Raw genomic sequence first — 26,437 nt, forward strand, 5'->3', positions numbered from 1 at the left:
GTGAGTTTTCGATGACGGTTCCCCCTCCGGTCGCGAAGCCCGGATCCGCCACCATCGCGACCATCGCCGACGAGGTCGGCGTCTCCGTCACGACCGTGTCGAAGGTCCTCAACGGGCGCACGGACGTCGCGCCCGAGACCCGCGCACGCGTCGAGGAGAGCCTGGAGCGGCACCGCTACCGGCGCCGTGCCAGCCGCCAGGCGGCCACGTCACAGCAGATCGACCTCGTCTTCCACGAGTTCGACACCGCCTGGGCCATAGAGATCATCAAGGGCGTGGAGGCGGTGACCGCCGGCGCCAAGGTCGACATCGTGTTGTCCCAGCTCGGTGGCGCGCACAGCCCGTCGCAGCAGTGGCTCGACACCGTGTACGGGCGGCGCCCGCTCGGCGTGCTCCTGGTGCTCTGCCACCTCGCGCCCGCGCAGCAGCGCCAGCTCCAGCGGCAGCGGATCCCGTTCGTGGTCGTCGACACCGACAGCGCGACGTCGGCGATGGTGCCCACCGTCGGCTCCAACAACTGGAACGGCGGCCTCCTCGCCGCCCGCCACCTTCTGGAGCTGGGACACCGGCGGATCGCAGTGATCTCCGGCCCGGAGGACGTGCTGTGCAGCCGGGCCCGGGTGGCCGGCTTCCGTTCGGCGCACGACGAAGCGGGCGTACAGGTCGATCCCGAGCTGGTGCGTTTCGGCAACTTCGCCGCGTACAGCGGCAACGACCACGGCTTGGAGCTGCTCCGGCGCCCCGACCGCCCGACGGCGATCTTCGCCGGCTCCGACATCCAGGCGATGGGCGTCATGCGGGCGGCCCGGCAGCTCGGCCTCGACGTCCCGCGTGACCTCTCGGTCGTGGGTTACGACAACCTGCCCATGGCCACGTGGATCGGACCGGCGCTCACCACCGTCAACCAGCCGCTGCGCGACATGGCCGGCACCGCCACCCGCATGCTGCTCGACCTTGCCCGCGGCGAGGAGCTGGCCACCAGCCGGATCGACCTGGTGACCGAGCTGATCGTCCGCGAGAGCACCGCCCCGTGGCGGCCGGGATCCGGTCCGGCAAGCTCCTCTTCCGGCAAGGCCGTGGTGGAACGGACCGACTGATGGCGCTCTTCGACCTTCCGCTGGACCAGCTTGAGCGGTACGCACCGGACGTGGCCGAGCCGCCCGACTTCGACGTGTTCTGGCGCTCCACAGTGGAGCTGGCAGAGACGAAGCCGATCCTCATCGACCTGAAGCCGTACCGCAACGAGCTGTCGCTTGTGGAGACGTGGGACCTCACGTTCGCGGGGTACGGCGGGGATCCCATCCGCGCCTGGTACACGCGACCGGCCGGTGTGGACGATCCGATACCGGCGGTCGTGGAGTACCTGGGGTACGGGCGCGGCCGCGGTCTCCCGCACGAGCGGCTCACCTGGTCGGTGGCGGGCTACGCGTACCTGCTCATGGACTCGCGCGGGCAGGGTGGGCAGTACGGCACCGGTGGCGACACCCCCGACCCGCACAACGGCGCGCTCGGTGGGCCGGGGCCGGTCACCCGCGGCATCCTCGACCCGCACGACTACTACTACCGGCGGCTCATCACCGACGCGGTCCGCGCCGTGGAGGCCGCCCGCGCGCTGCCCGGCGTCGACCCGGCGCGCGTTGCGGTCGCGGGCAACAGCCAGGGCGGCGGGCTCGCGCTCGCGGTGGCGGGGCTCGTGCCGGACCTGGCGGCCCTGATCACCACCGCCCCGTTCATGTGCCACATCCAGCGCGCGATCGACATCACCGACGCCACGCCGTACGGCGAGATCGTCGCGTTTCTGGCCGTGCACCGGGAGGCCGAGGAGGCGGCCCGGCGCACACTGTCCTACATGGACGGCGTGGCCTTCGCCCGCCGCGCCAACGCGCCCGCGCACTTCGGCGTGGGACTGCGGGACACGGTGTGCCCACCGAGCACCGTGTACGCGGCGTACAACCAGTACGGGGCGGAAGACCGCGCGCTCTACGCGTACCCCTTCAACCACCACGAGGGCGGCGAGGCGGTGCACGTACGCCGCCAGCTGCGGTGGCTGCGCTATCACCTGGAGTGACGATCACGTCGGGAGTATGGTCCCGATATGGCGGACACGCCGGCTCTCGCGGAGCCACCGGTCGAGCGGCTGAAAGGGCTGCTCTACTTCACCGACGGCTCGCTCGCCCTACGCCGGCCACTACCTGCACGAGGGCTCCCACCCGGTGCACACGCACAGCTTCGTGGAGATCGCGGTCGTCACTGGCGGCGACGGCGTGCACCACTCACTCGCCGGCCGTCGGCGCCTGCGCGTCGGCGACGTGATCCTGCTGCGGCCCGGCGTCTGGCACGGGTACGAGGAGTGCGCGCGGCTCGACGTGTACAACTGCTGATTCAGCACCGAGCTGCTGCACCGGGAGCTGGCCTGGACCCGCGAGGACCCGCTGCTGAGCTACCTGCTCTGGACCGGGCCGCACTCCATGCAGCGCCGCGGCATGCTCACCGCCAGCCTCGACGGCACCGCACTCACCGAATGCCTCGATCACCTCGACGCGCTGGACCGCCTACGTTTAGCCCCGGTCGCCATGCACCGCGGCGACATCATCGGCCGCCTTTCCCTCTTCCTGAGCAACCTGGGCCGCGCGGTGGCCGGCTCCCGCGAGGGCGGCGCCGAGCCGGCCGGCCCGACCCACCCGGCGGTGGTCGAGGCGATGCGCCTGCTGGAGGCGAGGCCCGCCCACCGCTGGACGCTGACCGAGCTCGCCGCCGACCTGCACCTGGCGCCCGGCTACCTGGTGCGCCTCTTCAAGTCGGCGACCGGCCTGCCGCCGATGGCCTACCTTTCGCAGCACCGCGTGGAGACGGCGGGCACGCTGCTCCTGCACACCGACCTGCCGATCACCCAGATCGGCCGCATGGTGGGCTGGCCCGACCAGAACTACTTCGCCCGCCGCTTCCGCGCCCACTACGGCCTCAACGCCACGACCTACCGCAAGCAGTTCACCCACACGACCGCCCGCCTCCGCACCTGGCTCGCCGACGGCACCGCCACCCCGAACTGACCAGCACACAACCCACCAGATGGGAGCTACCGCGATGCTCGCGGTGGTGCGGACCGTTGCTCCCGCGGCCTCACCCTCCGCAGGCGGCAAGCTCAGCCCGAGTGCGCGAGCCCGCCCGCCGTTCGGCACCATCGTCGCGGTCGGTGACTGTCGATCAGGTGCAGGCGGTGTGAGCTTCGAAATCTTGGTGAGTTAGCGCGCCATTTCGACGCTAGCTTGCCAAGATCTGCCGAGCGGGTTCCTGGGTTGAGCTGGGCGACCGCGGAGAGTGAGGCCGCGGGAGCAACGGTCCGGACCGCGACGGGCGTCGCGGTAGCCCGATTCTGTTGTGGGTTGAAGCTCTGCGGGCGGCGAGCCCAAGCCGTCTACGTGGGTGGGGGTTCGAGGTCGCAGCTCAGGCGGGACCAGTTGGCGGCGGCCACGGTGTTCGGGTGGTCCTCGCCGAGCAGGCGGCGGTAGATGTTCAGCATCGACTCCATCAGCGCGTTGCCGCCCTGGCGGTCGCCGTCGGCGCGGCGGCTGATCGCTAGGTTGCTCCCCGCGGCCAGCGTGTCGGGGTGTTCGGCGCCGAGCACCTGCCGGATGCGGGATAGGCCTGCTCGTCGCTGGCGCGTGCGCCGCTGAAGTCGCCGGACTGGAAGAGGTCGTCGCCGGAGTTGACCACCGCGGCCAGTGTGTACGGGTGCTCCGGGCCCACCGTCGCGGTGAAGCGGTCGACCACCTTCCGGGTCAGCTCGCGGGCCGCGGTGACGTCGCCGGCCTTGCGCATGAAGATGGCGAGGTTGTTGCCGTACGCCAGCGTGAACGCGTGGTCCTCGCCCATCGACGACCGGTACCACTCGTAGACGGGCGTGGCGCGGCGCCGGGCGCTCAGGTCCTGGCCGAGGGCGGACTCGTCGCAGGCGAGGTTCATCGCGCAGGCGAGCGAGTCGGGGTGCTGCGGCCCGTGCACCCGCAGCGAGCGGGCCAGCGTGTCGGTGCTCAGCGCGTACGCCTGCTCGAACTCGCCGAGCTTGCGCAGCGTCACCGCGAAGTTTTTCGCCGCCCGCAGCGACTCGGGGTGGTCCTCGCCGAGCACGCGGCGGTGGCCGTTGAGCGCGGTCTCCAGTACCCGCCGGGACTCGCGCAGGTCACCGTTGTCGCGCAGGTCGCGGCCGTAGTTGCCGGCCGAGTAGAGCGTCCACGGGTGCAGCTCGCCGTGCACGGCCCGGCGGCGGCGCAGCGTGCGCTCCTGGAGAATCAGCGCCGCCCGCAGGTCGCCGACGAGGCGCAGCGAGATGGCGAGGTTGTGGCCGGCGGTGAGGGTGCGCGGGTGCTCCTCGCCGAACGCTTCGCGCCACCGCGACTCGATCTGCTCGTCGAGGTCGCGGGCCCTGGTCAGCTGGCCGAGCGCGCGCAGGTCGGCCGCGAGGCCGCCGCCGGCCATCAGCGTGTACGGGTGGTCGTCGCCGGCGGTACGGCTCAGCCGGCCGTAGACGTCGTCGTCGATCGCGTACGCCGCGTTGTAGTCCGCCTGCAGGCGCAGGGCGCAGGCCAGGTTGTACCGCATCATCAGCGTGGCCTGGTCGTCCGCGCCGTACTCCCGCTCCCACTGCGCGATCGCCTGCTCGGCGTACGCCTGTGCGGTGGGGTAGTCGGAGATCTTCCACAGGTACCGGCCGACATCGAGCACGAGCTGGCGCACGTGCGGCGAGTCGGAGTCGAGCACCCCGGACGGCAGCAGGTGCGGCCACAGGTCGGCGTAGAGCGGCCAGTACTCGGCGTTGTCGGCGTCGCCGGGGTTGGCAGCGGCCAGGATCTCGTGTACCTGATGCTGGTTTTCGGTCCGCTCCTCCGGGCTGAGCGTGGCCCGGATGATGGTCTGCATCAGGCGGTGCAGCTGGATGCTCTGGCCGCCGCCGTCCTCACCGCGGTCGGCGATCCGCCGCCGCACGGAGGAGTTGGCACCGGGCCGGCCGGAGTCGATGCGGGCCAGCGCGTACCGGCTGATCTCGCGCATCGCGCGCCCCATCAGCATGCGCTCGCGCAGCGACGGGTCGAAGGGGAGCAGCGCCTCGATGAACCGGTCACTGTAGACGAGCGAGACCGGGATCGGCTCGGGTGCGAAGAACGCGCAGATCTCCAGGAGCTTGGCCGCGGCCGGGCTGCGCTGGCGGAGGCTGTCGAGCGACACCAGCCAGGGCTGCGCGGAGCTGGCCTTGTAGTCGGGGGCAGCTCCTCTTCGAGCATCCGCAGCGGCTGCGTCTCCAGCAGCTCCAGGTAGTGCGAGACCGACATCGCGGTGGCGGCCAGCCACGCGCCGGCCTGCTCGATGGCGAGCGGGAGGTCGCCAAGGCGTTCGGCGACGAGGTCCGCGTCGGCGTCGGCAAGGTGCGGGATCCGCCGGTGCAGGAAGGCGACGCTCTCCTCGCGGGCGAACACGCCGACCTCGACGACGTGCGCCTCCCGGGCCCACGCCTGGTCGCGCGTGGTGATGAGGACGTGGCCGGGGCCCTGCGGGATGTACTCGCGGAGCTGGGCCGGGTCGTCGGCGTTGTCGAAGACGAGCAGCCATCGGCGGTGCGGGCGGCCCTGGCGCAGCGCCTCCAGCCCGGCGCGCACCCGCTCGGTGACGCTGTCGCCGGTGGGGACGCCGAGCTGCTCGGCGAGGGCGGCAAGCGACGAGCGGACGACGCTGGTCTGCTGTGCGGAGACCCACCACACCACGTCGTAGTCGGCGCGGAAGCGGTGCGCGTACTCCAAAGCGATCTGGGTCTTGCCCACGCCGCCGAGGCCGTGCAGCGCCTGCGGCACAACGGCGGCACCGGTGGCGGAGAGGCGGTTGCGCAGCGCTTCGAGTGTGCGGCGCCGCCCGGTGAACGTGCCGTTGCGCTGCGGGACGCTCCACAGTGGTGGCTCGAGCGCGGGGAAGCGCCGGCGCGGCGTGCCGTTGTCGTCCTGCACGGAGGCCGCCGGGCGCGGGTACACGGGCTGGTCGAGCGCCTCCAACAGCGCCTCGACGGCCCGCTGCTCGGTGAGGCCGGCGAGGTCGACCGGGATCCTGTCGTGGAAGGGCGGACCGACGCGCACGTTGTCGAGCCGCACCGGCACGAGGAACGGCGCGCCGCTCACCGGGTCGCGGCTGGCCAGCAGCTTCCACAGCTCGGCCGCGTTGGGCGACTGGACGTAGTCCTGGGACAGCAGCACGATCGCGCGGGTCGCGTCGGCCAGCAGCGCGGGCACGTCGCCGCCGGTGTCGGAGTCGGCCGGGAAGTCGACCTCGCGCATCGCGACCCGCAGGCCGGCGTCGTCGAGCTCGCCGCTGATCCACTCCGCCCACATCCGGTCGACCGCCGCGTAGCTGATGAACACGTCGGAGGTACCGGCCGTGCGGCGCCGCTCGAACGCCGCGAGCCACCGCCGGCGCACCCGCTCGTCGAGCGGGACCATCTGCTCGACGTCGCCGTCGGTGACCACCTTCGCCAGCCGCTCGTACGCCGCGAGCAGCGAGTTTTCCTGGCGGGACCGGTCGCCGAAGGCTGACAGGATCTCCTCGTACGCGTAGAACGGCTTGTACGGGATCTCGACGTCGCCCCAGTACTGCTCGACCTCCTCGGGGAGCGGCGGCTGAGGAACGGCGCGAAGCTCTGCCGGGCGTAGTCGCGGCCGGCTTCCAGCTTGACCTGCTCGGCGTCCTCGACCCGCATCGGTACCGGCAGCAGCCGCACCGGGCGGTCGGTGCGCTGCCGCGCGATCGACTTCGCCACGGAGAGGGCGCCGTCGATGCTCTGCGCGTTCATCGTGAAGCAGTCGACGACCACGTCGGGCAGGCGCACCGTGCAGATGCCGCCGCCGTCACTCACGCCGGTGCGGCTGTCGATGAGCGCGTAGTCGTAGTTTTCCCGCATGTTGCGCCGGAGGGCGTCGAGGAACGTGTTGCCCGCCATCCGCTCGTAGAACGCCGACCAGTCGAACGTGCTGACCACCCGCGTGTACGACGAGTCCTGCTGCCCGGCCGGGAGGAAGTCGAGAAAACCCTTGTCCGGGAACTGCCAGTCGAGCGAGACCGCGTAGCGCAGGACGTCGGCGTGCGAGGCGAGCCACTCGGTGGTCTCCGAGTCGTGGATCGGCTGCATCATCGCGGTCGCGTAGTCGCGGATCATGTCGATCACGCCGGGCGAGGTGCGCAGCTGCTTGTCCAGGAGGAACGGGTGGTAGTACTTGTGCAGGCCGGGAGACTCCAGGTCCCAGTCGACGGCGAGCACGCGCTTGCCCTGGCTGGCCAGGATCCACGCCAGGTTGGCCAGTGCCATGGTGCGGCCGGTACCACCCTTGTACGAGTAGAACGTGACGATGGTGCCGCCGCCGCTCTCCGTCACGGTCGTGCCTCCCCTGTAGACAAAGCGCTCATGGCGCGTCGAGCATGGGGCGGTCGGAGCTGACCTCCCCGTCCGGCCGCCGGTGGACGTGCCCACTGACGAACATGCGGTTGACCGCCACCTGCAGCACGGCCGGCAGATCCTGCTCGAACGCCTGGTAGGTGGGGATGTTGGACCGGTAGAGCTCGTCGTCGTCCGCCGTACCGCGGAAGATCCGCCGGCACTCCTCGGAAAGCCGGCGCCAGTGCTGCACGGTCTCGCGGTCGTCGAGGCTGCGCGGGATCAGCACCGCGGTCGTCGGCTCGCGCTCGCGGATCTCCCGCGCGTTGTACGCCGTCAGCACGCGGCTCGCCTCTTCGAGCTCGGTCGCCCACACGTCGACGAGCAGCACGACGATCTGGTTGTGGCGGCTGGCGAGCTCGGCCCGCTCGGCCAGCTCCTCCAGGTCGGCCACGCGGGATGCGAAGCGCTGGCTCTCGGCGATGGCCGACGCGTACTCGGCGAGCGGGCTGGGACGCACCGGGTGGTAGGGCGCCCAGTCCCGCGGGCGGTCGCCGTACACCGCGCGGTCGGAGCGGACGGAGAGGGCTTTGCTCCGGGTCAGCGCCGCGACGACGAAGTGGACGGTGAGGGCGTCCGAGTCGGCGTCGCGTTCAGAGCCGTTGAGGGACTCGACGGCCGGCTGCGGCGTGTGGAAGATGCTTGGCGCGCTCTCCAGGTCGGGATAGCTGTGCCCTTCCGGGATCGGGTGCGTCTCGGCGCTCTCCACGATCTGGCCGGCCAGCTCGAAGACGAACTCGCGATAGGCGTCCTGGTGGCGCTGCAGCCGCATCAGCTGCCGCACGCAGGTGTCGCCGAGCAGGTCGGAGGAGAACTGGATGCGGGCCGCTACGGGATGCATCTTGCCGGGTGGGAGGGGCACCCAGAGCAGGGGCTTGAGGACTGAGGGGTCCAGGCCCATCTCTTCCTCGTAGCGGGCGACGCGGTCGGCGAAGATCTGCCACTCCTGGCCGCAGGGTCGGCTCAGGAAGTAGCGGGGGACAGCAACGCGATGAACGAACGGCATTGGGAAAGGGCCTCGGCGAGCTCGGCCGACCAGACCGTGCCCGCCTTCATGCGGGCGTCGATGAAGCCCACTTCGGCGTCTTTGTGCAGGCCGGCCCGGACACGCACTTCGACGCTGAGATCGTTGAAGAACTGCCGGACCAGGTCGTCTTCGTCGCCGCGGGCATAGCTGAGAAAGAAGTACAGCAATCGCACCTCCGAGCCGGGCTTGGCCGGTCCAACCCCGGCGCTGCCGGGCGAAGCGCTCCGGCACCGAGAGACACTTAACGGTGAGTATAAATGGCAGAACCAAGGGCGACAGGCCCCAAAGCGGTCAGGCTCGGTGGGCCCCGGCCGGCCACAGCACCACCACGGGCAGCCCTTGCGCACGCGCCGTGCCGACCACGTCGGCGGTGTCGCCGAGCTTGCGGGACGGCAGCCCGTCCCAGACCGCAAGGAGCAGCTCACACTGGCGCAGGACCTCCTCGCTGGCCGCCTTGAACGCCCGCCGGTCGGAGTGGCGGAACGGCATCCGCGACACGTGTGCGGCCTTGCCCAGCAGGCGGTCGAAGTCGTCCCGGTCGACAAGTCGCTCCCGGTAGTCGTCGGCCGGGAGCACCACGGCGAGGTCGCCGCCCCGCTCGATCACCGCCTGGGCGAAGATCTGGTCGGCGCCGTCACACAGGCAGGTGATGCCGCACAGCTTGTCGCCCTCGTGCTTGCGCAGCTCAGCGGCGATGGCGTCGGCCACGAGGGCGGCGGTGTCGCCGGCCAGCCGAGCGTGTCCGGTGATCCCGATCCGCGCCATCACGAACCTTCCCTCATCCGCACGATGCGAAAGCCGGAGTCGGCCAGCATCGCGGGCAGCTCGCGGATGGCGTCGGCGTTGACCGTCCGGAGGCTCTCCGGCAGGTCGGCCCAGCGCCGGATCGCCGGATGCAGCATACGTTCGTCGTCGCGCTCTTCCGCGAACCGCCAGCCCTCGCGTAGCCGTGCCCGCAGCCACCGCTCGTGCTCCATCGTGGCCAGTCGGGTCACCTCGGTCGTGGTCAGCGTGTGCTCGCCGCCGGCCGCCACGCGGGGCGCGAGCACACAGTCGATCGCGCGGAGCTTGCGGCCGATGTCGGCCGCCTGCGCGCGGTTTTCGCTCTTGAGCCGGTCGGGCAGCCGCTGCCAGGGGACCATGGCCGGCGTCTCGTCGAACCCGTCGCCGCGCCGCTGCCGGGCGATCAGGTAACTCTCGTGTATGACGCGGGCCAGGCGCTCGCCGAGGTCGTCACGGATCATGGTCGGGTCGCACGCCGCGTCGACGACGCCGAACAGGCGGAGGGTGCCGGAGACCTCGTCGAAGAGCCGCTCGTCGCGGGCGCCGTCGAAAGCGCTCTGCAGCGTCGCGAGCTGGTCCTGGCGGACGATCACCGTGCCCGGGCCGCCCCGCCACAGCCGGTCGGCGATCAGCGCGGTCTTCAGCGCGAGCTGCTCGTCCTCCAAGCAGATGAACACCCGGTCGGGTGGCTCCGGCGTCCCCTCCTCGGCGAGCACCGCGAGCAGGTTCTCGTCGTACGGCGTCAGGTCGCAGGACTTGCTGAGGAACGGGTACCGGAACGTCAGCTCGTCGACCAACTGGGTGGCCGCGTCGTCGACCACGGACACCTCGACGCGCCACATGGCCGCCGGTGCGAGCACCCGCCACTGCCGGGCCAGCTCCACGATGATCGCGCGGCCGAACGTGGTGGCGCCGACAACGAGGAAGCGGGGCGGCCGGTCGAGCGGCGGGATGATCGGGTCCTTGGCGAGCAGGTGGCGGGCGGCCAGGTCGTCGGCGTTGAAGAAGTCCAGCCGGATCGCCGGCGGCTCGATGGTGCCGAGGTGCCGTGCCTGCAGGGCCAGGCAGAGTTCGGGGTCTTCCACCTGGGCGTACACGGCAAGCGGCCGCTCGCCGCGCTGCCGCCGCCCGGCCGCGAGAGCGATCGCGGTGTTGGTGGCGCTGTCCTCGGTGCACGCGTAGAGGGCGCTGGCGTGCGCGACGCCGGCGGCGCGCAGCACGTCCGGGTTACGGGCGTCGCCGAGCACCCACAGCGGCTGGCGGCGGCCGCGGTCGGGCGGGTCGCTGCGGCTATCGGCGACGTGAACCACGCGGTTGCCGCTGAGGCGCAGCTGCCGGGACAGGCTCGTCGCCATCGGCCCGTCGCCGCAGATCACCACGTGGCCGCGCGCCCGGCGGGCGCGCAGCCGCTCAGCCTCCGCCGCGAAGACAAGCCGCAGGGCCTCGACCAGCGCGTAGAAGGTGACGGCCGGCGCGGCGAAGCGGGCGATCTCCAAAGTGATCGGGTACGCCCCGGCGCCACCGGCCGGCGGCAGCTCCAGGACGAAGAGCTGGAACGAGTTGTAGAGGACATCGGTGAACCGGGCGGAATCACCCATATACTGATGAAGGCCTATGTATCCAAACAGGAGGGACAGGACCGCCGCGGCGGTGAAGAGGGCGCGCATGCCGACGACAGGGGTGTACCGCTTGTCGCCTGCCATCCCACCTCACCTTCGATGCGTAGCCATTCTATGACTGAAAGCGATCAATGGCGCTCATGATTTTGTTCAGCAGGGCTGTACGATGCGGGCGTGAGGGAGCGAGCGAACCCGGAGGCACAGTGACCACTGCTCTTCCGCCGGTCGGCGAGCGCATCCGCGAGGCGCGGCTGCGCCACGGAATGAGCCTGCGCGCCCTGGCGCGGGCGGTGGGCGTGTCCGCCAGCTTGATCTCCCAGATCGAAACGGGCAAGAGCCGCCCGTCGGTGAGCACCCTGTACGCGATCACCAAAGCGCTGGAGATCTCCGTCGAGGACGTCTTCGACAACGCGGAGGCGGACGCGTCCGACCTCGGTGCGGCGGAGCCGATGATCGGCACGGCGCTCCAGGCGGTGCACGGGTTCGCCCAGCCGGCCGGCCACCGCATCGGTCCGATCGTGCGCCCCGAGGCCCGCGAGGTGCTGCAGCTGGACTCCGGCGTGACCTGGGAGCGCCTGGGGCACGTGCCGGGCACGCGGATCGACTTCCTGCTGGTGACGTACGCGCCGGGAGGCAGCTCGTCCAGCGGCGACCAGCTCATGCGCCACTCCGGGTTGGAGTACGGGTTTCTGCTCGAAGGTGAGCTGACCCTGACGCTCGGCTTCGAGGAGCACCTGCTGCGCCCGGGCGACGCGGTCTCGTTCCCGTCGAGCACCCCCCACCGGTACCGGAACGACGGGGTCACGCCCGCCGTCGGCGTCTGGTACGTGCACGAAGAGCCTTGACGGTTCCTGTGAACCGTTAAGTGACGCTTGACACGGGCCCTTAACACGTCCTTCACTGAGGGGGTCGCCTCAGTGAGGAGGGCGCGGTGGCTATCCGCACGTTCGGGACGAACGCCGTCGACTGGGAAGAGCGTGTCGACCTGGATCGGCTGCGCCGCGAGCGGCTTGACCGGCTCAAGGCCCAGCTGGACGCGTCGGAGTTCGGCGCGCTGCTCACCTTCGACTTCTCCAACATCCGCTATCTGACGTCCACGCACATCGGCACCTGGGCGATGGACAAGCTGATCCGGTTTGCCGTGCTGCCTCGCGGCGGCGAGCCGGTGATCTGGGACTTCGGTTCCGCTGCCCGGCACCACCAGCTCTACAACCCGTGGCTCGACGGCACCGAGCGGGCCCGGGCCGGGATCTCCACGCTGCGCGGGGCCTTCCATCCGGACGCGGGCATCGCCGCAGACGTCGCCAAGAAGGTCGCCACCGTGCTGCGCGAGCACGGCCTGGCGGACGCGCCGGTCGGCGTCGACCTGATCGAGATGCCGGTCCTGGCCGCGCTGCAGGCCGAGGGACTGACCGTCGTGGACGGGCAGCAGGTCTTCCTGGAGTCGCGGCGCATCAAGACCCGTGACGAGATCAGCCTGCTCGCACAGGCGTGCGCGATGGTCGACGCGGCGTACGAGGAGCTGTACGAGTTCCTGCGCCCCGGCGTCCGGGAGAACGAGTGCGTCGGCCTGGTCAGCAAGGTCCTCTACGACCTCGGCAGCGAGTACGTCGAGGGGGTCAACGCGATCTCCGGCGAGCGGTGCGCGCCCCACCCGCACGTGTACAGCGACCGGTTGATCCGCCCCGGCGACCCGGCGTTCTTCGACATCCTGCACAGCCACCTCGGCTACCGCACGTGCTACTACCGCTGCTTCGCGGTGGGCAGCGCGTCGCGCGGCATGCGGGACGCGTACACCCGGTGCCGGGAGTACATGGACCAGGCGATAGCGCTGGTCAAGCCGGGCACGACCACGGCCGACATCGTGTCGCTGTGGCCGCGCGCCGAGGAGTTCGGGTTCCCCGACGAGATGGCCGCCTTCGCGCTGCAGTACGGGCACGGTGTCGGGCTCTCCATCTGGGAGAAGCCGGTGTTCAGCCGGCTCGTCTCGCTGGATCACCCCGAGGTGCTGGAAGAGGGCATGGTCTTCGCGCTGGAGACGTACTGGCCGGCCGGCGACGGCTACTCCGCGGCGCGGATCGAGGAGGAGGTCGTGGTCACCGCCGACGGGTGCGAGGTGATCACGAAGTTCCCGGCCGAGAAGCTGCTGATCGCGGGGCGCCGGTACTGGACAGTGGACGGCCCGCTGCCGACCGCTCGCGAGGCGCAGTCCCACCTGAACACGCTCAAGGGGCGGGCGAATGACGCCGGACGAGCTGCTCGACGCGTACGCGGAGATGGTTTTGATCCGGCGCACCGAGAAGGCCGCACATGACCTCTTCATGTCCGGCCTGGTCAAGGGCACCACCCACCTGGCCGCCGGGCACGAGGCGGTCGCGGTCGGCGCCAGCGCCGCGCTGCACCCGGACGACTACGTCTTCGCCACGTACCGCGGCCACCACCACGCGCTGGCCCGCGGCGCGACGCCGGAGGAGTGCCTGGCCGAGCTGATGAGCCGGTCCACCGGGCTGTGCCAGGCCAAGGGCGGCTCGATGCACCTGACCAAGGCGAGCAAAGGCATGCTCGGCTCGTACGCGATCGTCGGCGCGCACCTGCCGATGGCCGCCGGCGCGGCGTGGTCGGCGAAGCTGCGCGGCAGCGGCCAGGTGGCCGTGGCGTTCTTCGGGGACGGCGCCACGAACATCGGCGCGTTCCACGAGGCGCTCAACCTCGCGGCGGTGTGGTCGCTGCCGGTGCTGTTCGTCTGCGAAAACAACCTCTACATGGAGTACACGCCGATCGAGGCGGTGACCGCGGTGCCCAACCCGGCCGCCGACCGGGCCGCCGGGTACAACATGCCCGCCGAGATCATCGACGGCAACGACGTGGTGGTCGTGTGGGAGACGGTGGCGCGGGCCGCCGAGCGGGCGCGCAAGGGCGACGGGCCGACCCTCATCGAGGCGCAGACGTACCGCCACTTCGGACACAGCCGCGCCGACCCGGCCAAGTACCGCCCGGCCGACGAGGTGGAGCGGTGGATGAAGCACGACCCGCTCGACGTGGCCCGGGCCCGGCTGGAGGCGCTGGGCGTGTCACCGGACACGATCGCGGAGCGCGACCGGCGGGCGGCGGCCACAGTGGACGCCGCCATCGCCGCGGCCAAGAACGCGCCAGAGCCGGAGCCGGCAATGGCCTTCACCGACGTGTGGGCGGACGGGGGAGCGGCATGGCGGACGTGAAGTTCACGTACCGGGACGCGGTGGCCGAGGGCATCGCCCGCGAGATGCGCCGGGACCCGAGCGTCGTCTGCCTGGGGGAAGACATCGGCGCGGCGGAGGGTGTGTTCAAGACGACTGTCGGGCTCTTCAAGGAGTTCGGGCCGGGGCGCGTCTGGGACACGCCGATCTCGGAGCAGGCGATCGTCGGTGCCGCCATGGGCGCGGCCATGACCGGCATGCGGCCGGTCGCCGAGATCATGTTCAGCGACTTCCTCGCGTGCTGCTGGGACTACCTGGCCAACGAGATCCCGAAGGCGCGCTACATGACCGGCGGGCAGGTGACCGTGCCGCTGGTCGTGCGCACGGCCAACGGCGGCGGGCTGGGCTTCGGCGCCCAGCACTCGCAGGCGGTGGAAAACTGGGCGTTGGCCGTCCCCGGCCTCAAGATCGTGGCGCCGTCCAACCCTGCCGACGTGGTCGGCCTGATGGCGGCGGCCATCCGCAGCGACGACCCGGTCGTCTTCTTCGAACACAAGGCGCTGCTCGCGGGCTCCGGGCCGCGCCCGCCGGACGACCATGTGGTCGAGCTCGGCCAGGCGGCGGTGGCCCGTGAGGGCACCGACGTCACGGTCGTGGCGCTCGCCTCCACAGTGCCGCTTTCGCTGAAGGCGGCCGAGCAGCTGGCCGGCGAGGGCATCTCGGTCGAGGTGATCGACCTGCGCTGCCTCATCCCGCTCGACATGCGCACCGTCCTGCGCTCGCTCGAGCGGACCTCCCGGCTCGTCGTCGTGGAGGAAAACCCGTACCAGGGCGGCTGGGGCGGCACGGTCGTCTCGGTCGTCGCCGACGAAGGCTTCGAACTGCTCGACGCCCCGATCAAGCGGGTCGCCGGTGCCAACGTGCCACTGCCGTTCGCCGACTCGCTCGAAGCCGAGGTGATCCCGACCGTCGACAAGGTCACCGAGGCGATCCGAAGGCTAACCGCCTATTAGGGAGTGCCCTCATGCCGAACCGTATTCTGCTCCGCGGCGGCCATATCCTCACGATGGACGCGTCGCTCGGTGACCTGCCGAGCGGCGACATTCTGATCGAAGACGACGAGATCGTCGGTATCGAGCCGCACATCGAGGCCGACGCCGAGGTGGTCGACGCCGCCGGCCGCATCGTCATACCCGGCTTCGTCGACACCCACCGGCACACCTGGGAGTCCGCGATCCGCGGCGTGGCGCCGAATGCCACGCTTGACGACTACTTCGTCGACATCCTGGACACGTTCGCGCCGGTGTACACCCCGGACGACGTGTACGCGAGCAACCTGGCCGGCGCGCTGGAGTGCCTCAACGCGGGCATCACGACGCTCGTCGACTGGTCGCACATCAACAACACGCCGGACCACCCGGACGCCGGCATCCGCGGCCTGCAGGAGGCGGGCATCCGCGCGCAGTACGCGTACGGCAGCGCGAACACCTCGCTCGCCGACTACTGGTTCGAGAGCAAGATCGTGATCCCGAAGGACGACGTGCGGCGCATCCGGGACACGTACTTCTCCTCCCCCGACGGGCTGCTCACGATGGGCCTCGCCACCCGCGGTCCCGGCTTCTGCACCGACGACGTGGTGCGCGCCGAGTGGGAGATGGCCCGTGACCTGGGCATCCCGATCACCGTGCACGTGGCGATGGGGCGGATGGCCGGCCGCTTCGGCATGATCAAGCAGCTCGACGGGCTGGGCCTGCTCGGCGCCGACACCACGTACATCCACTGCTGCTACTTCAGCGAGGAGGAGTGGGGGCTCGTCGCCCGCAGCGGCGGCACGGTCTCCATCGCACCGCAGGTCGAGGTCCAGATGGGGCACGGATGGCCGCCGGTCGCCAAATCCATCGAGTACGGCCTGCGCCCCAGCCTCTCGATCGACGTGGTGACCACGGTGCCGGGCGACATGTTCACCCAGATCCGCAGCGCGTTCGGCACCGACCGGGCGCGGCGCAACGCGATCTACTGGGAGAAGAACGAGCCGGCCGAGGGGCACCTCACCGCACGCCAGATGCTGGAGATCGCCACGCTCAACGGCGCACACGTCGCCGGCCTGGAAGACCGCACCGGCTCGCTGACCGTCGGCAAGCAGGCCGACATCGTGCTCATCGACGCGCGGGCGATCAACATCGCGCCGGTGCACGACGCGGTCACCGCGGTCACGCTTTGCGCCGACGTGTCCAACGTGGAGTCCGTGCTCGTGGCCGGGCAGTTCGTCAAGCGCGACGGCAAGTTGCTGGCCGACGTCACTCGGGCCCGCCAGCTCGTGGAGAACGCCCGCGACCGTCTGCTCGGCGCGGTGGCCGACAAGAAGGCCGTGGCGGCGTGAGCGTTTCCCGCCATGTCGTGCGGAGGGCGTCGGAGGCGGTGTTCACCGCCGTCTCCGGCGGCTACTCGCGCTGGTCCATCGTGGACGAAGGCGTGCCGGGCGCCGTGCACACCGGGTTCGCCGTCTGCGAGCTGGCGCCCGGCGCCTCCGTCCCCAGCCAGGTCAACTGGTTCGAGGAGTCGGTCTTCCTGCTCAGCGGGTCCGCCGTGATGGACACGCCCGGCGGGTCGTACCGGTTGGAGCCCGGCGACTACGGCCTCGTCAACACCGGCGTGCCGTACGCGTGGCGCAACCTGGGCGACGAGCCGGCCCGGTGGGCGCAGATGCAGGCGCCGCAGCCGCGCGGGCGGATGGGCGGCGACACGCTGCCGGTAGCACTGGCCACCCCCGGGCCGGTGCTACCGGTGGATCCCCGAGACCCGCGCAACCAGACGTTCGGCCACATCGCGCCGCAGCACATGGAGCCGGGCAAGCAGAGCCAGGACCTGCTCGCGGTATCGGCGAGCATGCGCACCGCACTGCTGGTCTACAGCGGCATCACGGTGAAGATGATGGTGGACAGCGACCTCGGCGCCGACCTGTCCACGATGTTCATGGTGCAGTACCAGCCGGACGGCGTCGCCGGCGCGCACGACCACCCCTTCGAGGAGACGTACCTGATCCTCGAGGGCGCCACCGATGCCACCTTCGACGGCGAGAGGTACCGCCTCGAGGTCGGCGACGTGGCGTGGGCGGGTGTCGGCTGCGTGCACGGCTTCGCCAACGCCGGCGCCGGGCCGGTGCGGTGGCTGGAGACACAGGCCCCGCAGCCGCCGCCCCGCCATTCGTACCGCTTCGCCCGCGACTGGACGTACCTGGTCGAGGTTGTGGACAAGGAGGACACGTGAGCGGGAGTCGTGAGGCTACGGGCCTCGACCACGACGGCGGCCGAGCGCCGAGCGACGGAGCGTGGCGGGCACAGAGCGTTGTCGTAGTTGGCGGCTCGGCCGGGATCGGGCTGGAGGTCGCCCGCTTCTTCGCCGACCTCGGCGACGACGTCGTGCTGACCAGCCGCGACGCGGGTCGGGCCGAGCGGGTGGCCAAGGAGGTGGGCGCGCGGGGCGTGGCGCTCGACCTCGCCGAGCCCGAGACCATCGCCGACGCGCTCGCCGGGGTGGAGCGCGTCGACCATCTGGTGCTCGCCGCGATCGAGCGTGACCACAACACCGCCGCCGAGTACGCGATCGAGCGGGCGATCCGGCTGGTCACGCTCAAGCTGGTCGGCTACACCGAGGTCGTGCACACGCTCGTGCCGAAGATGCACCAGGGCAGCTCGATCGTGGTCTTCGGCGGGCAGGCGATGCAGCGCCCGTACCCGGGCTCCACCACGGTCTCCACCGTGAACGGCGGCGTGGTCGGTCTCGTGCACACGCTCGCCTGCGAGCTGGCCCCGATCCGGGTCAACGGCATCCATCCCGGCATCGTGGGCGACAGCCCGTACTGGGAGGGCAAGCCGCTGGACGCGGTCGTGGCGCGTACGCCGCTCGGCCGGCTCGCGGTCATGAACGAGGTGCGTGACGCGGTTGTCTTCCTGCTCCGCAACGGGGCGATCAACGGCGTCAACCTCCCCGTCGACGGAGGCTGGCTGCTCAAGTGAACGTTGCGATCATCGGTACGGGGCGGATGGGCGCCGCCATGGCGGTCCGGCTGCGCGAGTCGGGCGCCGACGTGGTGGTGTGGAACCGCACCCGCGACAAGGCCGAGGCGACGGGGTGTGCGGTGGCGCAGACGGCGCGCGAGGCGGTGGCCGAGGCCGGCACGGTGCTGGTGTCGCTCGCCGACGACGCGGCGGTGCACGCCGCGTACGACGGCCCGGACGGCGTCGCGGCCGGCCTCCGCGAGGGCACGGTCGTGGTGGAGAGCAGCACCGTCGACCCGGAGACGGTACGCCGGCTCGAGCCGCTGGTCACCGGGCGCGGCGCGGTGCTGCTGGACGGACCGGTGTCGGGCAGCACCGCCCTGGTGGAGAAGGGGCAGCTGACCTTCATGGTCGGCGGTCCGGCGGAAGGGGTCGAGCGGGCGCGGCCCGCGCTCGACCTGCTGGCCCGCCAGGTCTTCCACGTCGGTGACCTCGGCTCGGGCGCGGTCGTGAAGCTCGCCGTCAACACCGTCGTGCTCGCGCTCAACCAGGCCCTCGCCGAGTCGCTCGTGCTCGCCGAGCGGGCCGGCGTGCCCCGCGAGACCACGTACGAAGTGCTGGCCAACAGCGCGATCGGTTCGGCGTTCGTTTCGTACAAGCGGGCGGCGTTCGAGCGGCCGGACGAGGCGCCGGTCGCGTTCAGCATCGACCTTGTCGCCAAAGACCTCGACCTGGTCCGCCAGCTCGCCGCCCGGGTCGGCGCCCGCATGCCGCAGGCGGACACCAACCTGGGTGTGGCGAGCGCCGCCGTGGCCGCCGCGCTCGGCGACCGGGACATGAGCGCGATCGCCGCTTATCTGCGCACGCGGTCAGGGGAGCTCTAGCCACTGGCGGGTGCGCTTGCCCGGCAGGTACGGCGAGTCGAGGCGCTTGGCCACCACGCCGCCGGCGCCCTGCTCGCGACTGGCCTGCCGGGCGAACTCCCCGCCGCCGGTGAAGTGCGGCGGCACCTGCCAGTGCGGCCCGGCCAGCTCGAGCGCGTCAAGCAGCTCACGCCGCTCGGTGTACGGCAGGTCCACCGTGGCGCGCCCCTCGACCCAGAGCAGGTCGAAGACGAGGTACTGCACGGGCACCCGGGACGCCACCCGGCGGGCGGCCGCGCCGTCGGTGACCCGCACGCGCGGGCGCAGCGCGGCCTCGCTCACCCGCCCCGAGGCGTCGAACGCCACGATCATGCCGTCGAGTACGCACTCGGTCGGCGCCAGCGCCTCGGCCATCTCGCGCAGTTCCGGGTACGAGGCGGTGATGTCCTTCTCGTCGGTGCCGAGCGCCCGCGGGCGGCCGCCGGACACGTAGGTCACGGCGCGCACACCGTCCCAGGCCAGCTCGTACGCCCACGCGTCGTCGTCGGCCGGCAGCTTCGCCGCGCGTGCCGCCAGCATCGGCGCCACCAGGTCGGGCATCGGCGTGAAGCCGGCCGGCGGCGGGTCCATCCGGTGGATCATCCAGTTCTTGCCGTCGGTGCGAAACAGCACGTACCGGCCGGAGATCCGCTCGCCGCGCAGCGTGACGATCACCTCGCCGTCGCGCCACTTCTCCGTCTCGTACGTGCCTCGGTCGAAGATGGTCATCCGGCCGCCGCCGTACTCACCGGCCGGGATCTCACCGTGGAAGTCGCGGTACTCCATCGGATGGTCCTCGGTCTGTACCGCGAGGTTGTTGCGCGCCGGGTCGCGGGGCACTCCGCGCGGCACGGCCCAGGAGACGAGCACGCCGTTGCGCTCCAGCCGAAGGTCCCAGTGCAGGCTGCGGGCGTGATGCTGCTGGATCACGAACGTGTCGTCGCCGCCCGCGCTCGGGCGCTGCGCGGGCACCGGCTCCGGCGTCCGCTTGGCATCGCGTTTGCGGCGGTACTCGTCCAGCCGGTCGCCCATAGTCGCAATTGTGGCCGCGTCGCGTCGGTATCGCATGGGCTCCGCCTGGGTACCGTGGGAAGCACCTACAAGGCCCGGGGTGAGGGCGTGTCCTACTTCACCGTCATCCGTCTCGGCGAGGCCGCTCTGGTCTACGCCGAGGGTCCACTCGACGCCACCGTTGCCGCCAGCATTCACGACGCGCTCGCCGACATCGTCGACGAGCGGGCGACCCCGATAGTCATCGACCTTGTCCGCGTGCCGACCGTCAACGACGGCATCGTCACGGCCCTCGCGGCGGCCGCCTCACGCGCCGCCCAGCAGGGCCGGGGTCTCGAGCTGCGCCTGGCCGCCGGCCAGCGCTTCACCGTCACCGGCGCGGCCCAGCTGCGCCAGGTGATGGGACGGGCCTACCCGACGGCTGCCTGACTCGTCTCCAGCCGTCGCAGTGCCGCCTCCAGGTGGGGCGGCAACCGGCGGCGATGTCGCATGACCCAGGGCAGCTCGGCGAGCGCGTCGTGGAGGCCGGCACGTCCGTCCGAGGTGGACAGCGCCCGCGCCGCGTCGCGTACCGCCCGGGTCGCCGGCCGGCGCAGCCAGGTCGTGAGCAGGTCGTTGCGGATCTGTTGCCGCCGCCGCGCCGCCGGGTCGCGGCCGTTCGGCACGGGCAGGTGACGCACGACGAGGGACGGCAGGTAAGCCAGGCCCCACCCCTGAGTCGCCAGGTCCATGGCGAGCAGCGCCTCCTCGCCGTACACGTGGAGCTTGGGCTGGAACCCACCGACCGCGAGAAACACCTCCCGCCGGACCACCGCGCTGCAGGCGAGAAAGCCCAGCACCGACGGGCCAGGCTGGGTCGGCATGGTGCCGAGCGGCGCGGTGGCCATCCCCGCCGAGACCGGGTCGAGCTTCGCGGTGGGCCCCACCAGCACGCGAGCGGCCAGCAGCGCGGTACTGGGATGGCGGTCGAGCGCGCGGGCGGCCTGTTCGAGCGCGTCACCGTCCCAGTAGGAGTCGTCGTCGGCGAACGCCACGTACGGCGTCTGCGCCAGGGCCACACCGACGTTGCGGGCGGCCGCGCCGGCGTTCACCGGCAGGCGCAGCACCCGCACCTGGGGAAACCGCGCCCGGACGGCGGCCGCGCTGCCGTCGGTGGAGGCGTTGTCGACGAGTATCACGGGCGCCCGGTGCCGCGGCAGCGTCTGCAGCAGCTGCTCCCGCCGGTTGTGGCTGGCTACGACGACCGTCACTTTGCGCACGGCGCGCGGGATACCCCGCCTTGGCGTCCATATGCGATCGGGGCGCCCCGGAGGGCGCCCCGATCAGTGCGGAGATTGCGGTACGGCGGTCAGGAGGAGCAGGCGGTGCCGTTCAGACTCCAGCCTGTGGGCGCTCCGTTGGTTCCGCCATGTGTGCCCTGGAAGCCGAACGAGGCGCTGGCCCCAGGTGCGAGGGTGCCGTTGTAGCCGACGTTGCGCGCGCTCACCGAGGAGCCGCTCTGCGTGACGGTCGCGTTCCAGCTGCTGGTGATCTGCTGGCCGCTCGGGAACGTGAAGTTGAGCGTCCAGCCGTTGACCGTGCTGGAACTCGTGTTGGTCACCGAGACGTTGCCGGTGAAGCCGTTGTTCCACGAGTTCGCCGTGTACGCGACGCGGCACGCACCACCGCCGCCCGGCGGGGGAGTGGTCGGCGGCCGGGTGGTGGCCGGCGGGCTCGTCGACGGGTTGGTGGGCGGGGTGCCCTGGTTGACAGTGGTGGAGAACGAGGTCACGCCGTTGCCGACGCTGCCGTTCCACGGCTCGAAACCGCCCTGGATGCTGGTCAGGTACCAGGAGTTGGTGATCGCGCCGCGGTTGCGGATGTCGTTGATGAAGTCCAGCACGTTGAAGCTCCAGCTGGTGATCGGCGACGGCGCCACGTACGAGATGACGTTGTTGGAGCCGTTGCTGCCGCGCCAGACGTCCCAGGTGCGGCCGCCGACCGTGCCATTGCCGATCGAGGAGCCGATGGGCTGGATCGAGCCCTGCCGGTTGAACCAGATCATGATCTCCATCTGGTTGACGCCGTCCCGTTTGGGCGTCGGGTCCAGCCAGATGTCGAACGAGGCGTTGTAGGTGCCGCTCGCGTACGTGTAATTGATGCTCTGCGGGATGCTGCTGATCTGGCTGACCTGCATGGGCAGGTTGGTCCCCGGCGAGCAGTTGGTGTAGTGGCAGCCGAAGTAGACCGCGGGGTACGACAGCGGCGCGCCGTTGGTCGCCGCGCTGCCCTGCTGGCTCACGATCGAGAAGCCGGTGCTCGTGACGTTGATGCACTGCTCCGCGCTGGAACCCCAGCGGTTGTTCATCACCACGTAGCGGTTCTGGATCGTGGTCGAACCGTACTGCTCACAGATCCGGACATCGGCCTGCGCCGGTGCGGCGGCGACGGTGATGACCGTGGCGGTGCCCGCGATGAACAGGCCGACCGCGGCCAATGCGCGTATCGGGCGTTTCATGGGTGCTCCTTCTCGTGGGTGGGGTCCGGGTGGGTCGGACGGGAGCGCTCCCATGAGGTTATGACATATTTACGCTTATGAAAACATGCTGCGCGCAGCCCTCAGCTGATCCATCGCTCGGGCCAGCGCAGCCGTGATCCGTTTCTCGCTCTCCGGGCCGATGCGGGCGACCGGCACCGAGATGCTGATCGCGTCGGCCGGGGATCGGCGAGCGGTACCGCGATAGCGAAGCAGACTATGCCGTCGGTGTTTTCCTCCCGGTCGACCGCGTAACCCCGCCGGCGGGTCTCCTCCAGCTCGGCGTGAAGTGCTTCCCGTTCGGTGATGGTGTGGCTGGTCAGCGCGGTCAGCGGCCACCGCAGCTGGCCTTCCGGGTCGGGGTGGCGGGCCAGCAGCGCCTTGCCCAGCGCCGTGGCGTGGGCGGGCAGCTTGCGCCCGATCGCGCTGTACAGCCGCAGCCGGTGCACGGACTCGCGCTTGGCCAGGTAGACCACGTCCGGACCGTCGAGCCGGCCGAGGTGCGTGGCCTCGCCGAACTGCCGAGACAGGTCGTCGAGCACTCCCGCGACCAGGCCCACGGCGTCGTCGGCCTCCAGGTACGCCGCGCCGACCGCCAGCGCGCGCACGCCGAGGCCGAAGCGCGTGCCGGTCTGATCCGTCTCCACCCACCCGCGGCGGGCCATGGTGCGCAGGATGCCGTGGAGGCTGCTCTTGGGGATGTCGAGCGCGCGGGAGAGCTCGACAAGCGAGCGGCGCGTAGGGGACGCGGCCAGCACCTCCAGCACCTCAAGGGTGCGGTCGGCTGACTTCACGGGGGGTTGGACCGAAGTCATGGGTTCCATTATGGTCATGTACGTGACCAGCGTTCATCATGTTGAACAGGCAATCGGTGCCGCCCGGCTCTTACCCGTGGTGGTCCTCGAACATGCGAGCGGTGCCGAGCCGCTTGCCGCCGCGCTGACCGCGGGCGGCCTGCGCAGCGTCGAGGTGACTTTCCGTACCGACGCGGCGGCCGAGGCGATCCGGATCATGGCGGAAAACCCCGAGCTGCTGGTCGGCGCCGGCACGGTGTTGACTCCGGCCCAGGTCGACGCGGCGGTCGAGGCGGGCGCGAAGTTTGTGGTCAGCCCCGGGTTCAGCCCGGCGGTCGTGGCCCACTGCCAGGAGGTCGGCCTGCCGGTCTACCCGGGTGCGGCCACCGCCACGGAGATCCAGATGGCGCTCGACGCGGGGCTGTCGATCGTCAAGTTCTTCCCGGCCGAGCAGATCGGCGGCGCCAAGATGATCAAAGCGCTGGCCGCGCCGTTCCGTTCGGTGCGGTTCATCCCCACCGGTGGGGTAAACACCGCAAACCTGCCCGACTACCTCGCGCTGGGCGCGGTCTTCGCGGTCGGTGGCACCTGGATGGTCGCGCCCGACCTGCTCGCCGCGGGCAAGTGGGACGAGGTCACCCGGCTCACGGCGGAGGCGGTCGCGGTGACGTCGCGTTCGAAGGAGGACCGGTGACGCTCCAGATAAGGCCGGCCGAGGAGTGCCGCTACGACCTTGTCTCGCTCGGCGAGATCATGCTGCGCCTCGATCCGGGTGAGGGGCGGGTGCGCACCGCCCGCAGCTTCCGGGCGTGGGAGGGCGGCGGGGAGTACAACGTGGCCCGCGGCTTGCGCCGTTGCTTCGGCATGCGCACGGCGGTGGTCACCGCGTTCGCCGACAACGAGGTGGGGCGCCTGCTCGAAGACCTGGTGCTGCAGGGTGGCGTGGACACGTCGTTCGTCAAGTGGCTGCCGTACGACGGGATCGGCCGGGCGGTGCGCAACGGGCTCAACTTCACCGAGCGCGGCTTCGGCGTGCGGGGCGCGGTGGGCACGTCCGACCGCGGGCACACCGCGGCCAGCCAGCTGCGCCCGGACGACGTCGACTGGGACCACCTCTTCGGCACGCTCGGCGCGCGCTGGCTGCACACCGGTGGCATCTACGCCGCGCTCTCGCAGACCACGCCGGACGTCATCGAGGCGGCCATGTCCGCCGCCCACCGGCACGGCACCGTCATCTCGTACGACCTGAACTACCGGCCCAGCCTGTGGAAGGCGGTCGGTGGCAAGGAGCGGGCGCAGGAGGTCAACCGCAGGCTCGCGCGGTACGTGGACGTGATGATCGGCAACGAGGAGGACTTCACTGCCTCGCTCGGCTTCGAGGTGCCGGACACCGACGAGTCACTGTCCACCCTGGAGGTTGCCAACTTCCGCCGCATGATCGAGGAGGTCACGAAGGAGTACGGCAACTTCGCCGTCGTGGCCACCACGCTGCGCACCGTGCGCAGCGCGACGGTAAACGACTGGGGCGCGATCGCCTGGGCGGACGGCGCTTTCGCCGAGGCCACGCACCGGCCCGAGCTGGAGATTCTGGACCGCGTGGGCGGCGGCGACAGCTTCGCGTCCGGCCTCATCTACGGGCTCATGACCACCGGCGACCTCAGCACCGCGGTCGAGTACGGCGCGGCGCACGGTGCGCTTGCCATGACGACCCCGGGCGATACCTCCATGGCGAGCCTCAAAGAGGTCGAGGCGTTGGTGCGCGGAGGGAGTGCCCGCGTCCAAAGGTGACGGTGTGCGGTGCTTTGTCGGGGCGGTTGTGCCGTAAAACGTGAGACTTGCGTAGCGCAATTGCGTGTTCGGGGGACTACTCTTAGACGCGATCGGGGCCTACCTTTGGCCGGTCGCTCCGAGTAGTCTCTTGGCTTCAACGCGTTGCCCCTCCCCGGCGCCGGGGCTGGAAACCTCCGGAGGCGTTCGCACATGCTTGGATCCAGGCTGCGGATCCTCGTTGTCGGTGCCGGCATCGCCGGCCTGGCAGCCGCCCGCGCACTGCGCCTCGCCGGCTTCCGGCCCGAGGTGGTCGACAAGCTGCCGGCGTCCACTGTGGCGGGTGCCGGCATCTACCTGCCGGGCAACGCGATGCGTGCCCTGCGGGAGCTCGACCTCGACGCTCCGGTGCGGCCGTGCGGTGAGGTGGTGACGCGGCAGCGCTTTCTCGACGCGCGTGGGCGCCAGCTCTGCGAGGTCGACCTGGCCACGCTCTGGGACGGCGTCGGCGAGTGCCGCGCGCTGCCCCGCGCCGACCTGCATCGCGTGATGCTCAGCGGCGCCGGCGGTGCGGTCCGCCACGAGACCGAGGTGACGTGCGTCGACGTCGTGGCCGGCGAGAGCGCCAAGGTGGAGTTCGGCGACGGGTCCACCGCGGAGTTCGACCTGGTGATCGGCGCCGACGGCCGCCGCTCCGGCGTGCGGATGATGGCCGCGCTGGGCAGCGCCGCGGTGCCGGTCGGCCAGGTGATGTACCGCAGCGTGGTGACCGGCGGTCCCAAGATCACGGAGTGGACCGCGGTGCTCGGCAAGCGGGCCGCGTTCGTGGTGATGCCGATGGGCGCGGGCCGCCTGTTCTGCTACGCCGACGAGGCCGGCTCGTCCGCGCCGCCCGACCCGCTGGCACGCGTGCGCGAGGTCTTCGAGAGCTTCGGCGGCCCGGTGCCGGCCGTGCTGGAGGCGGTAGAGAAGGTGCAGGTCGCCGTCACCGACGAGGTCGAGATCGGCAGCTGGTCGCGAGGGCCGGTCGTGCTGGTCGGCGATGCCGCGCACGCCACCGCGCCGACGCTCGCCCAGGGCGCCGCGATGGCCATGGAAGACGCGGTCGTGCTCGCCCAGTCGCTGCGCCGGTCGGCCACGGTGCCCGAGGCGCTCGAGGCGTTCGAGGAGCGCCGGCGCCCGCGCACCCGCTTGGTGCTGGAGCGCACCCGCGACCGCGACCGGCTGCGCGACGTGGCACCGGCCCTGCGCGACCCGCTGCTGCGGCGCCGCGGCGGCTCGATCTTCGCGGACCACTACAAGGGCCTGGTCGCGCCGCACTGACCGGCCCGCGGGCTGTGCTGGTTGGGCTCGCTTCGCTCGCTGGGTGCCCGCGGC

25 protein-coding genes and 2 pseudogenes are annotated in these 26,437 nt (G+C 71.2%); 16 read left to right on the forward strand and 11 right to left on the reverse strand.

Going from position 1 to position 26,437, the window contains the following annotated elements:
* Window positions 1-11: 11 nt before the first annotated feature.
* The 4 genes from Phou_RS42875 to Phou_RS53935 all read left to right on the forward strand — a co-directional run bounded on the left by Phou_RS42875 (window position 12) and on the right by Phou_RS53935 (window position 3,050).
* Window positions 12-1,097 carry a LacI family DNA-binding transcriptional regulator gene (locus tag Phou_RS42875; RefSeq protein ID WP_173069465.1) on the forward strand — a complete coding sequence of 362 codons (1,086 nt, stop codon included), beginning with the start codon at window positions 12-14 and terminating at the stop codon, window positions 1,095-1,097.
* The gene (locus tag Phou_RS42880) at window positions 1,097-2,068 is read left to right on the forward strand and encodes an acetylxylan esterase (RefSeq protein WP_173069467.1); all 972 of its coding nucleotides are present in this window, start codon (window positions 1,097-1,099) and stop codon (window positions 2,066-2,068) included. Before Phou_RS42875 ends, Phou_RS42880 begins: the two co-directional genes overlap by 1 nt.
* A gap of 145 nt (window positions 2,069-2,213) precedes the next feature.
* Window positions 2,214-2,381: an AraC family ligand binding domain-containing protein gene (locus Phou_RS53930; RefSeq protein WP_246274479.1), complete on the forward strand. Its 168-nt coding sequence runs from the start codon at window positions 2,214-2,216 to the stop codon at window positions 2,379-2,381.
* Between the two features lie 102 nt (window positions 2,382-2,483).
* Complete coding sequence (locus Phou_RS53935) at window positions 2,484-3,050, forward strand: helix-turn-helix domain-containing protein (RefSeq protein WP_246274481.1); 567 nt, start codon at window positions 2,484-2,486, stop codon at window positions 3,048-3,050.
* Between the two features lie 365 nt (window positions 3,051-3,415).
* Here Phou_RS53935 and Phou_RS42890 read toward each other — a convergent pair whose 3' ends face one another.
* The 7 genes and pseudogenes from Phou_RS42890 to Phou_RS42925 form a co-directional block, all read right to left on the reverse strand.
* Entirely contained in the window at window positions 3,416-3,625 is a 210-nt protein-coding gene (locus tag Phou_RS42890) for a tetratricopeptide repeat protein (RefSeq protein ID WP_173069468.1), read from the reverse strand.
* 23 nt (window positions 3,626-3,648) lie between these two features.
* Window positions 3,649-6,479 (reverse strand): annotated as a pseudogene (gene fxsT, locus Phou_RS55905) (FxSxx-COOH system tetratricopeptide repeat protein); the annotation flags it as partial.
* 314 nt (window positions 6,480-6,793) lie between these two features.
* A pseudogene (locus Phou_RS55910) lies at window positions 6,794-7,504 on the reverse strand (KGGVGR-motif variant AAA ATPase); the annotation flags it as partial.
* Window positions 7,437-8,474, reverse strand: coding sequence for an FxsC protein (fsxC, locus tag Phou_RS42910; protein ID WP_173069472.1), 1,038 nt, complete (start codon window positions 8,472-8,474; stop codon window positions 7,437-7,439). The pseudogene Phou_RS55910 and the gene fsxC, both read right to left, overlap by 68 nt.
* Window positions 8,432-8,662, reverse strand: coding sequence for a TIR domain-containing protein (locus tag Phou_RS42915; protein ID WP_173069474.1), 231 nt, complete (start codon window positions 8,660-8,662; stop codon window positions 8,432-8,434). The genes fsxC and Phou_RS42915 overlap by 43 nt, the downstream gene beginning before the upstream one ends.
* 124 nt (window positions 8,663-8,786) lie before the next feature.
* Window positions 8,787-9,260, reverse strand: coding sequence for a hypothetical protein (locus tag Phou_RS42920; RefSeq protein WP_173069476.1), 474 nt, complete (start codon window positions 9,258-9,260; stop codon window positions 8,787-8,789).
* Window positions 9,260-10,876 (reverse strand): NAD-binding protein, encoded by a 1,617-nt coding sequence (locus Phou_RS42925; RefSeq protein ID WP_173069477.1) that lies wholly within the window; start codon window positions 10,874-10,876, stop codon window positions 9,260-9,262. Before Phou_RS42925 ends, Phou_RS42920 begins: the two co-directional genes overlap by 1 nt.
* Window positions 10,877-11,100: 224 nt before the next feature.
* Between Phou_RS42925 and Phou_RS42930 the strand changes: the two genes are divergently transcribed.
* The 8 genes from Phou_RS42930 (at window position 11,101) to Phou_RS42965 (ending at window position 18,955) form a co-directional block, all read left to right on the forward strand.
* Entirely contained in the window at window positions 11,101-11,742 is a 642-nt protein-coding gene (locus Phou_RS42930; protein ID WP_218579574.1) for a helix-turn-helix domain-containing protein, read from the forward strand.
* Window positions 11,743-11,828: 86 nt separating this feature from the next.
* A complete protein-coding gene (locus Phou_RS42935) occupies window positions 11,829-13,211 on the forward strand; it encodes a M24 family metallopeptidase (RefSeq protein WP_173069481.1) in 1,383 nt (460 codons plus the stop codon).
* Entirely contained in the window at window positions 13,138-14,115 is a 978-nt protein-coding gene (locus tag Phou_RS42940; protein WP_173069483.1) for a thiamine pyrophosphate-dependent dehydrogenase E1 component subunit alpha, read from the forward strand. The genes Phou_RS42935 and Phou_RS42940 overlap by 74 nt, the downstream gene beginning before the upstream one ends.
* Complete coding sequence (locus Phou_RS42945) at window positions 14,103-15,086, forward strand: alpha-ketoacid dehydrogenase subunit beta (protein ID WP_173069485.1); 984 nt, start codon at window positions 14,103-14,105, stop codon at window positions 15,084-15,086. Before Phou_RS42940 ends, Phou_RS42945 begins: the two co-directional genes overlap by 13 nt.
* Window positions 15,087-15,097: 11 nt before the next feature.
* Window positions 15,098-16,453, forward strand: coding sequence for an amidohydrolase family protein (locus tag Phou_RS42950; RefSeq protein ID WP_173069493.1), 1,356 nt, complete (start codon window positions 15,098-15,100; stop codon window positions 16,451-16,453).
* Window positions 16,450-17,340, forward strand: coding sequence for a cupin domain-containing protein (locus tag Phou_RS42955; protein WP_173069495.1), 891 nt, complete (start codon window positions 16,450-16,452; stop codon window positions 17,338-17,340). The genes Phou_RS42950 and Phou_RS42955 overlap by 4 nt, the downstream gene beginning before the upstream one ends.
* Window positions 17,337-18,089, forward strand: coding sequence for an SDR family NAD(P)-dependent oxidoreductase (locus Phou_RS42960; RefSeq protein ID WP_173069502.1), 753 nt, complete (start codon window positions 17,337-17,339; stop codon window positions 18,087-18,089). Before Phou_RS42955 ends, Phou_RS42960 begins: the two co-directional genes overlap by 4 nt.
* Window positions 18,086-18,955, forward strand: coding sequence for an NAD(P)-dependent oxidoreductase (locus tag Phou_RS42965; protein ID WP_218579575.1), 870 nt, complete (start codon window positions 18,086-18,088; stop codon window positions 18,953-18,955). The genes Phou_RS42960 and Phou_RS42965 overlap by 4 nt, the downstream gene beginning before the upstream one ends.
* On the opposite strand, the gene Phou_RS42970 is transcribed toward Phou_RS42965, so the two are convergent.
* Entirely contained in the window at window positions 18,941-20,005 is a 1,065-nt protein-coding gene (locus Phou_RS42970; RefSeq protein WP_173069504.1) for a DNA polymerase ligase N-terminal domain-containing protein, read from the reverse strand. The two genes, Phou_RS42965 and Phou_RS42970, sit on opposite strands and share 15 nt — an antisense overlap.
* Window positions 20,006-20,059: 54 nt before the next feature.
* Here Phou_RS42970 and Phou_RS42975 point away from each other — a divergent pair, with 54 nt between their 5' ends.
* Window positions 20,060-20,413: an STAS domain-containing protein gene (locus tag Phou_RS42975; RefSeq protein ID WP_173069506.1), complete on the forward strand. Its 354-nt coding sequence runs from the start codon at window positions 20,060-20,062 to the stop codon at window positions 20,411-20,413.
* Here the strand turns inward: Phou_RS42975 and Phou_RS42980 are convergent.
* From Phou_RS42980 to Phou_RS42990, 3 genes are all read right to left on the reverse strand, one after another.
* Window positions 20,395-21,243 (reverse strand): glycosyltransferase family 2 protein, encoded by an 849-nt coding sequence (locus tag Phou_RS42980; protein WP_173069507.1) that lies wholly within the window; start codon window positions 21,241-21,243, stop codon window positions 20,395-20,397. The genes Phou_RS42975 and Phou_RS42980 overlap by 19 nt on opposite strands.
* 89 nt (window positions 21,244-21,332) lie before the next feature.
* A complete protein-coding gene (locus tag Phou_RS42985; RefSeq protein WP_173069509.1) occupies window positions 21,333-22,481 on the reverse strand; it encodes a glycoside hydrolase family 12 protein in 1,149 nt (382 codons plus the stop codon).
* 101 nt (window positions 22,482-22,582) lie between these two features.
* The gene (locus Phou_RS42990; RefSeq protein ID WP_218579576.1) at window positions 22,583-23,293 is read right to left on the reverse strand and encodes an IclR family transcriptional regulator; all 711 of its coding nucleotides are present in this window, start codon (window positions 23,291-23,293) and stop codon (window positions 22,583-22,585) included.
* A 43-nt stretch (window positions 23,294-23,336) separates the two neighbouring features.
* On the opposite strand from Phou_RS42990, the gene eda reads away from it, so the two are divergent.
* The 3 genes from eda (at window position 23,337) to Phou_RS43005 (ending at window position 26,383) form a co-directional block, all read left to right on the forward strand.
* Complete coding sequence (eda, locus tag Phou_RS42995) at window positions 23,337-23,987, forward strand: bifunctional 4-hydroxy-2-oxoglutarate aldolase/2-dehydro-3-deoxy-phosphogluconate aldolase (protein ID WP_246274485.1); 651 nt, start codon at window positions 23,337-23,339, stop codon at window positions 23,985-23,987.
* Complete coding sequence (locus Phou_RS43000; protein ID WP_173069513.1) at window positions 23,984-25,081, forward strand: sugar kinase; 1,098 nt, start codon at window positions 23,984-23,986, stop codon at window positions 25,079-25,081. The genes eda and Phou_RS43000 overlap by 4 nt, the downstream gene beginning before the upstream one ends.
* A 192-nt stretch (window positions 25,082-25,273) precedes the next feature.
* A complete protein-coding gene (locus Phou_RS43005) occupies window positions 25,274-26,383 on the forward strand; it encodes an FAD-dependent monooxygenase (protein ID WP_173069515.1) in 1,110 nt (369 codons plus the stop codon).
* Window positions 26,384-26,437 lie beyond the last annotated feature (54 nt).

The organism is Phytohabitans houttuyneae (assembly GCF_011764425.1).
GTDB lineage: Bacteria > Actinomycetota > Actinomycetes > Mycobacteriales > Micromonosporaceae > Phytohabitans > Phytohabitans houttuyneae.

Excerpts from the sequence above, each read along its gene's own strand:
- Phou_RS42875 (WP_173069465.1), top strand. The coding sequence starts at position 12 with ATGACGGTTCCCCCTCCGGTCGCGAAGCCCGGATCCGCCACCATCGCG.
- Phou_RS42880 (WP_173069467.1), top strand. The coding sequence starts at position 1,097 with ATGGCGCTCTTCGACCTTCCGCTGGACCAGCTTGAGCGGTACGCACCG.
- Phou_RS53935 (WP_246274481.1), top strand. The coding sequence starts at position 2,484 with ATGCTCACCGCCAGCCTCGACGGCACCGCACTCACCGAATGCCTCGAT.
- fsxC (WP_173069472.1), bottom strand. The coding sequence starts at position 8,474 with ATGCCGTTCGTTCATCGCGTTGCTGTCCCCCGCTACTTCCTGAGCCGA.
- Phou_RS42920 (WP_173069476.1), bottom strand. The coding sequence starts at position 9,260 with ATGGCGCGGATCGGGATCACCGGACACGCTCGGCTGGCCGGCGACACC.
- Phou_RS42925 (WP_173069477.1), bottom strand. The coding sequence starts at position 10,876 with ATGGGTGATTCCGCCCGGTTCACCGATGTCCTCTACAACTCGTTCCAG.
- Phou_RS42940 (WP_173069483.1), top strand. The coding sequence starts at position 13,138 with ATGACGCCGGACGAGCTGCTCGACGCGTACGCGGAGATGGTTTTGATC.
- Phou_RS42945 (WP_173069485.1), top strand. The coding sequence starts at position 14,103 with ATGGCGGACGTGAAGTTCACGTACCGGGACGCGGTGGCCGAGGGCATC.
- Phou_RS42950 (WP_173069493.1), top strand. The coding sequence starts at position 15,098 with ATGCCGAACCGTATTCTGCTCCGCGGCGGCCATATCCTCACGATGGAC.
- Phou_RS42970 (WP_173069504.1), bottom strand. The coding sequence starts at position 20,005 with ATGGGCGACCGGCTGGACGAGTACCGCCGCAAACGCGATGCCAAGCGG.
- Phou_RS42985 (WP_173069509.1), bottom strand. The coding sequence starts at position 22,481 with ATGAAACGCCCGATACGCGCATTGGCCGCGGTCGGCCTGTTCATCGCG.
- Phou_RS43005 (WP_173069515.1), top strand. The coding sequence starts at position 25,274 with ATGCTTGGATCCAGGCTGCGGATCCTCGTTGTCGGTGCCGGCATCGCC.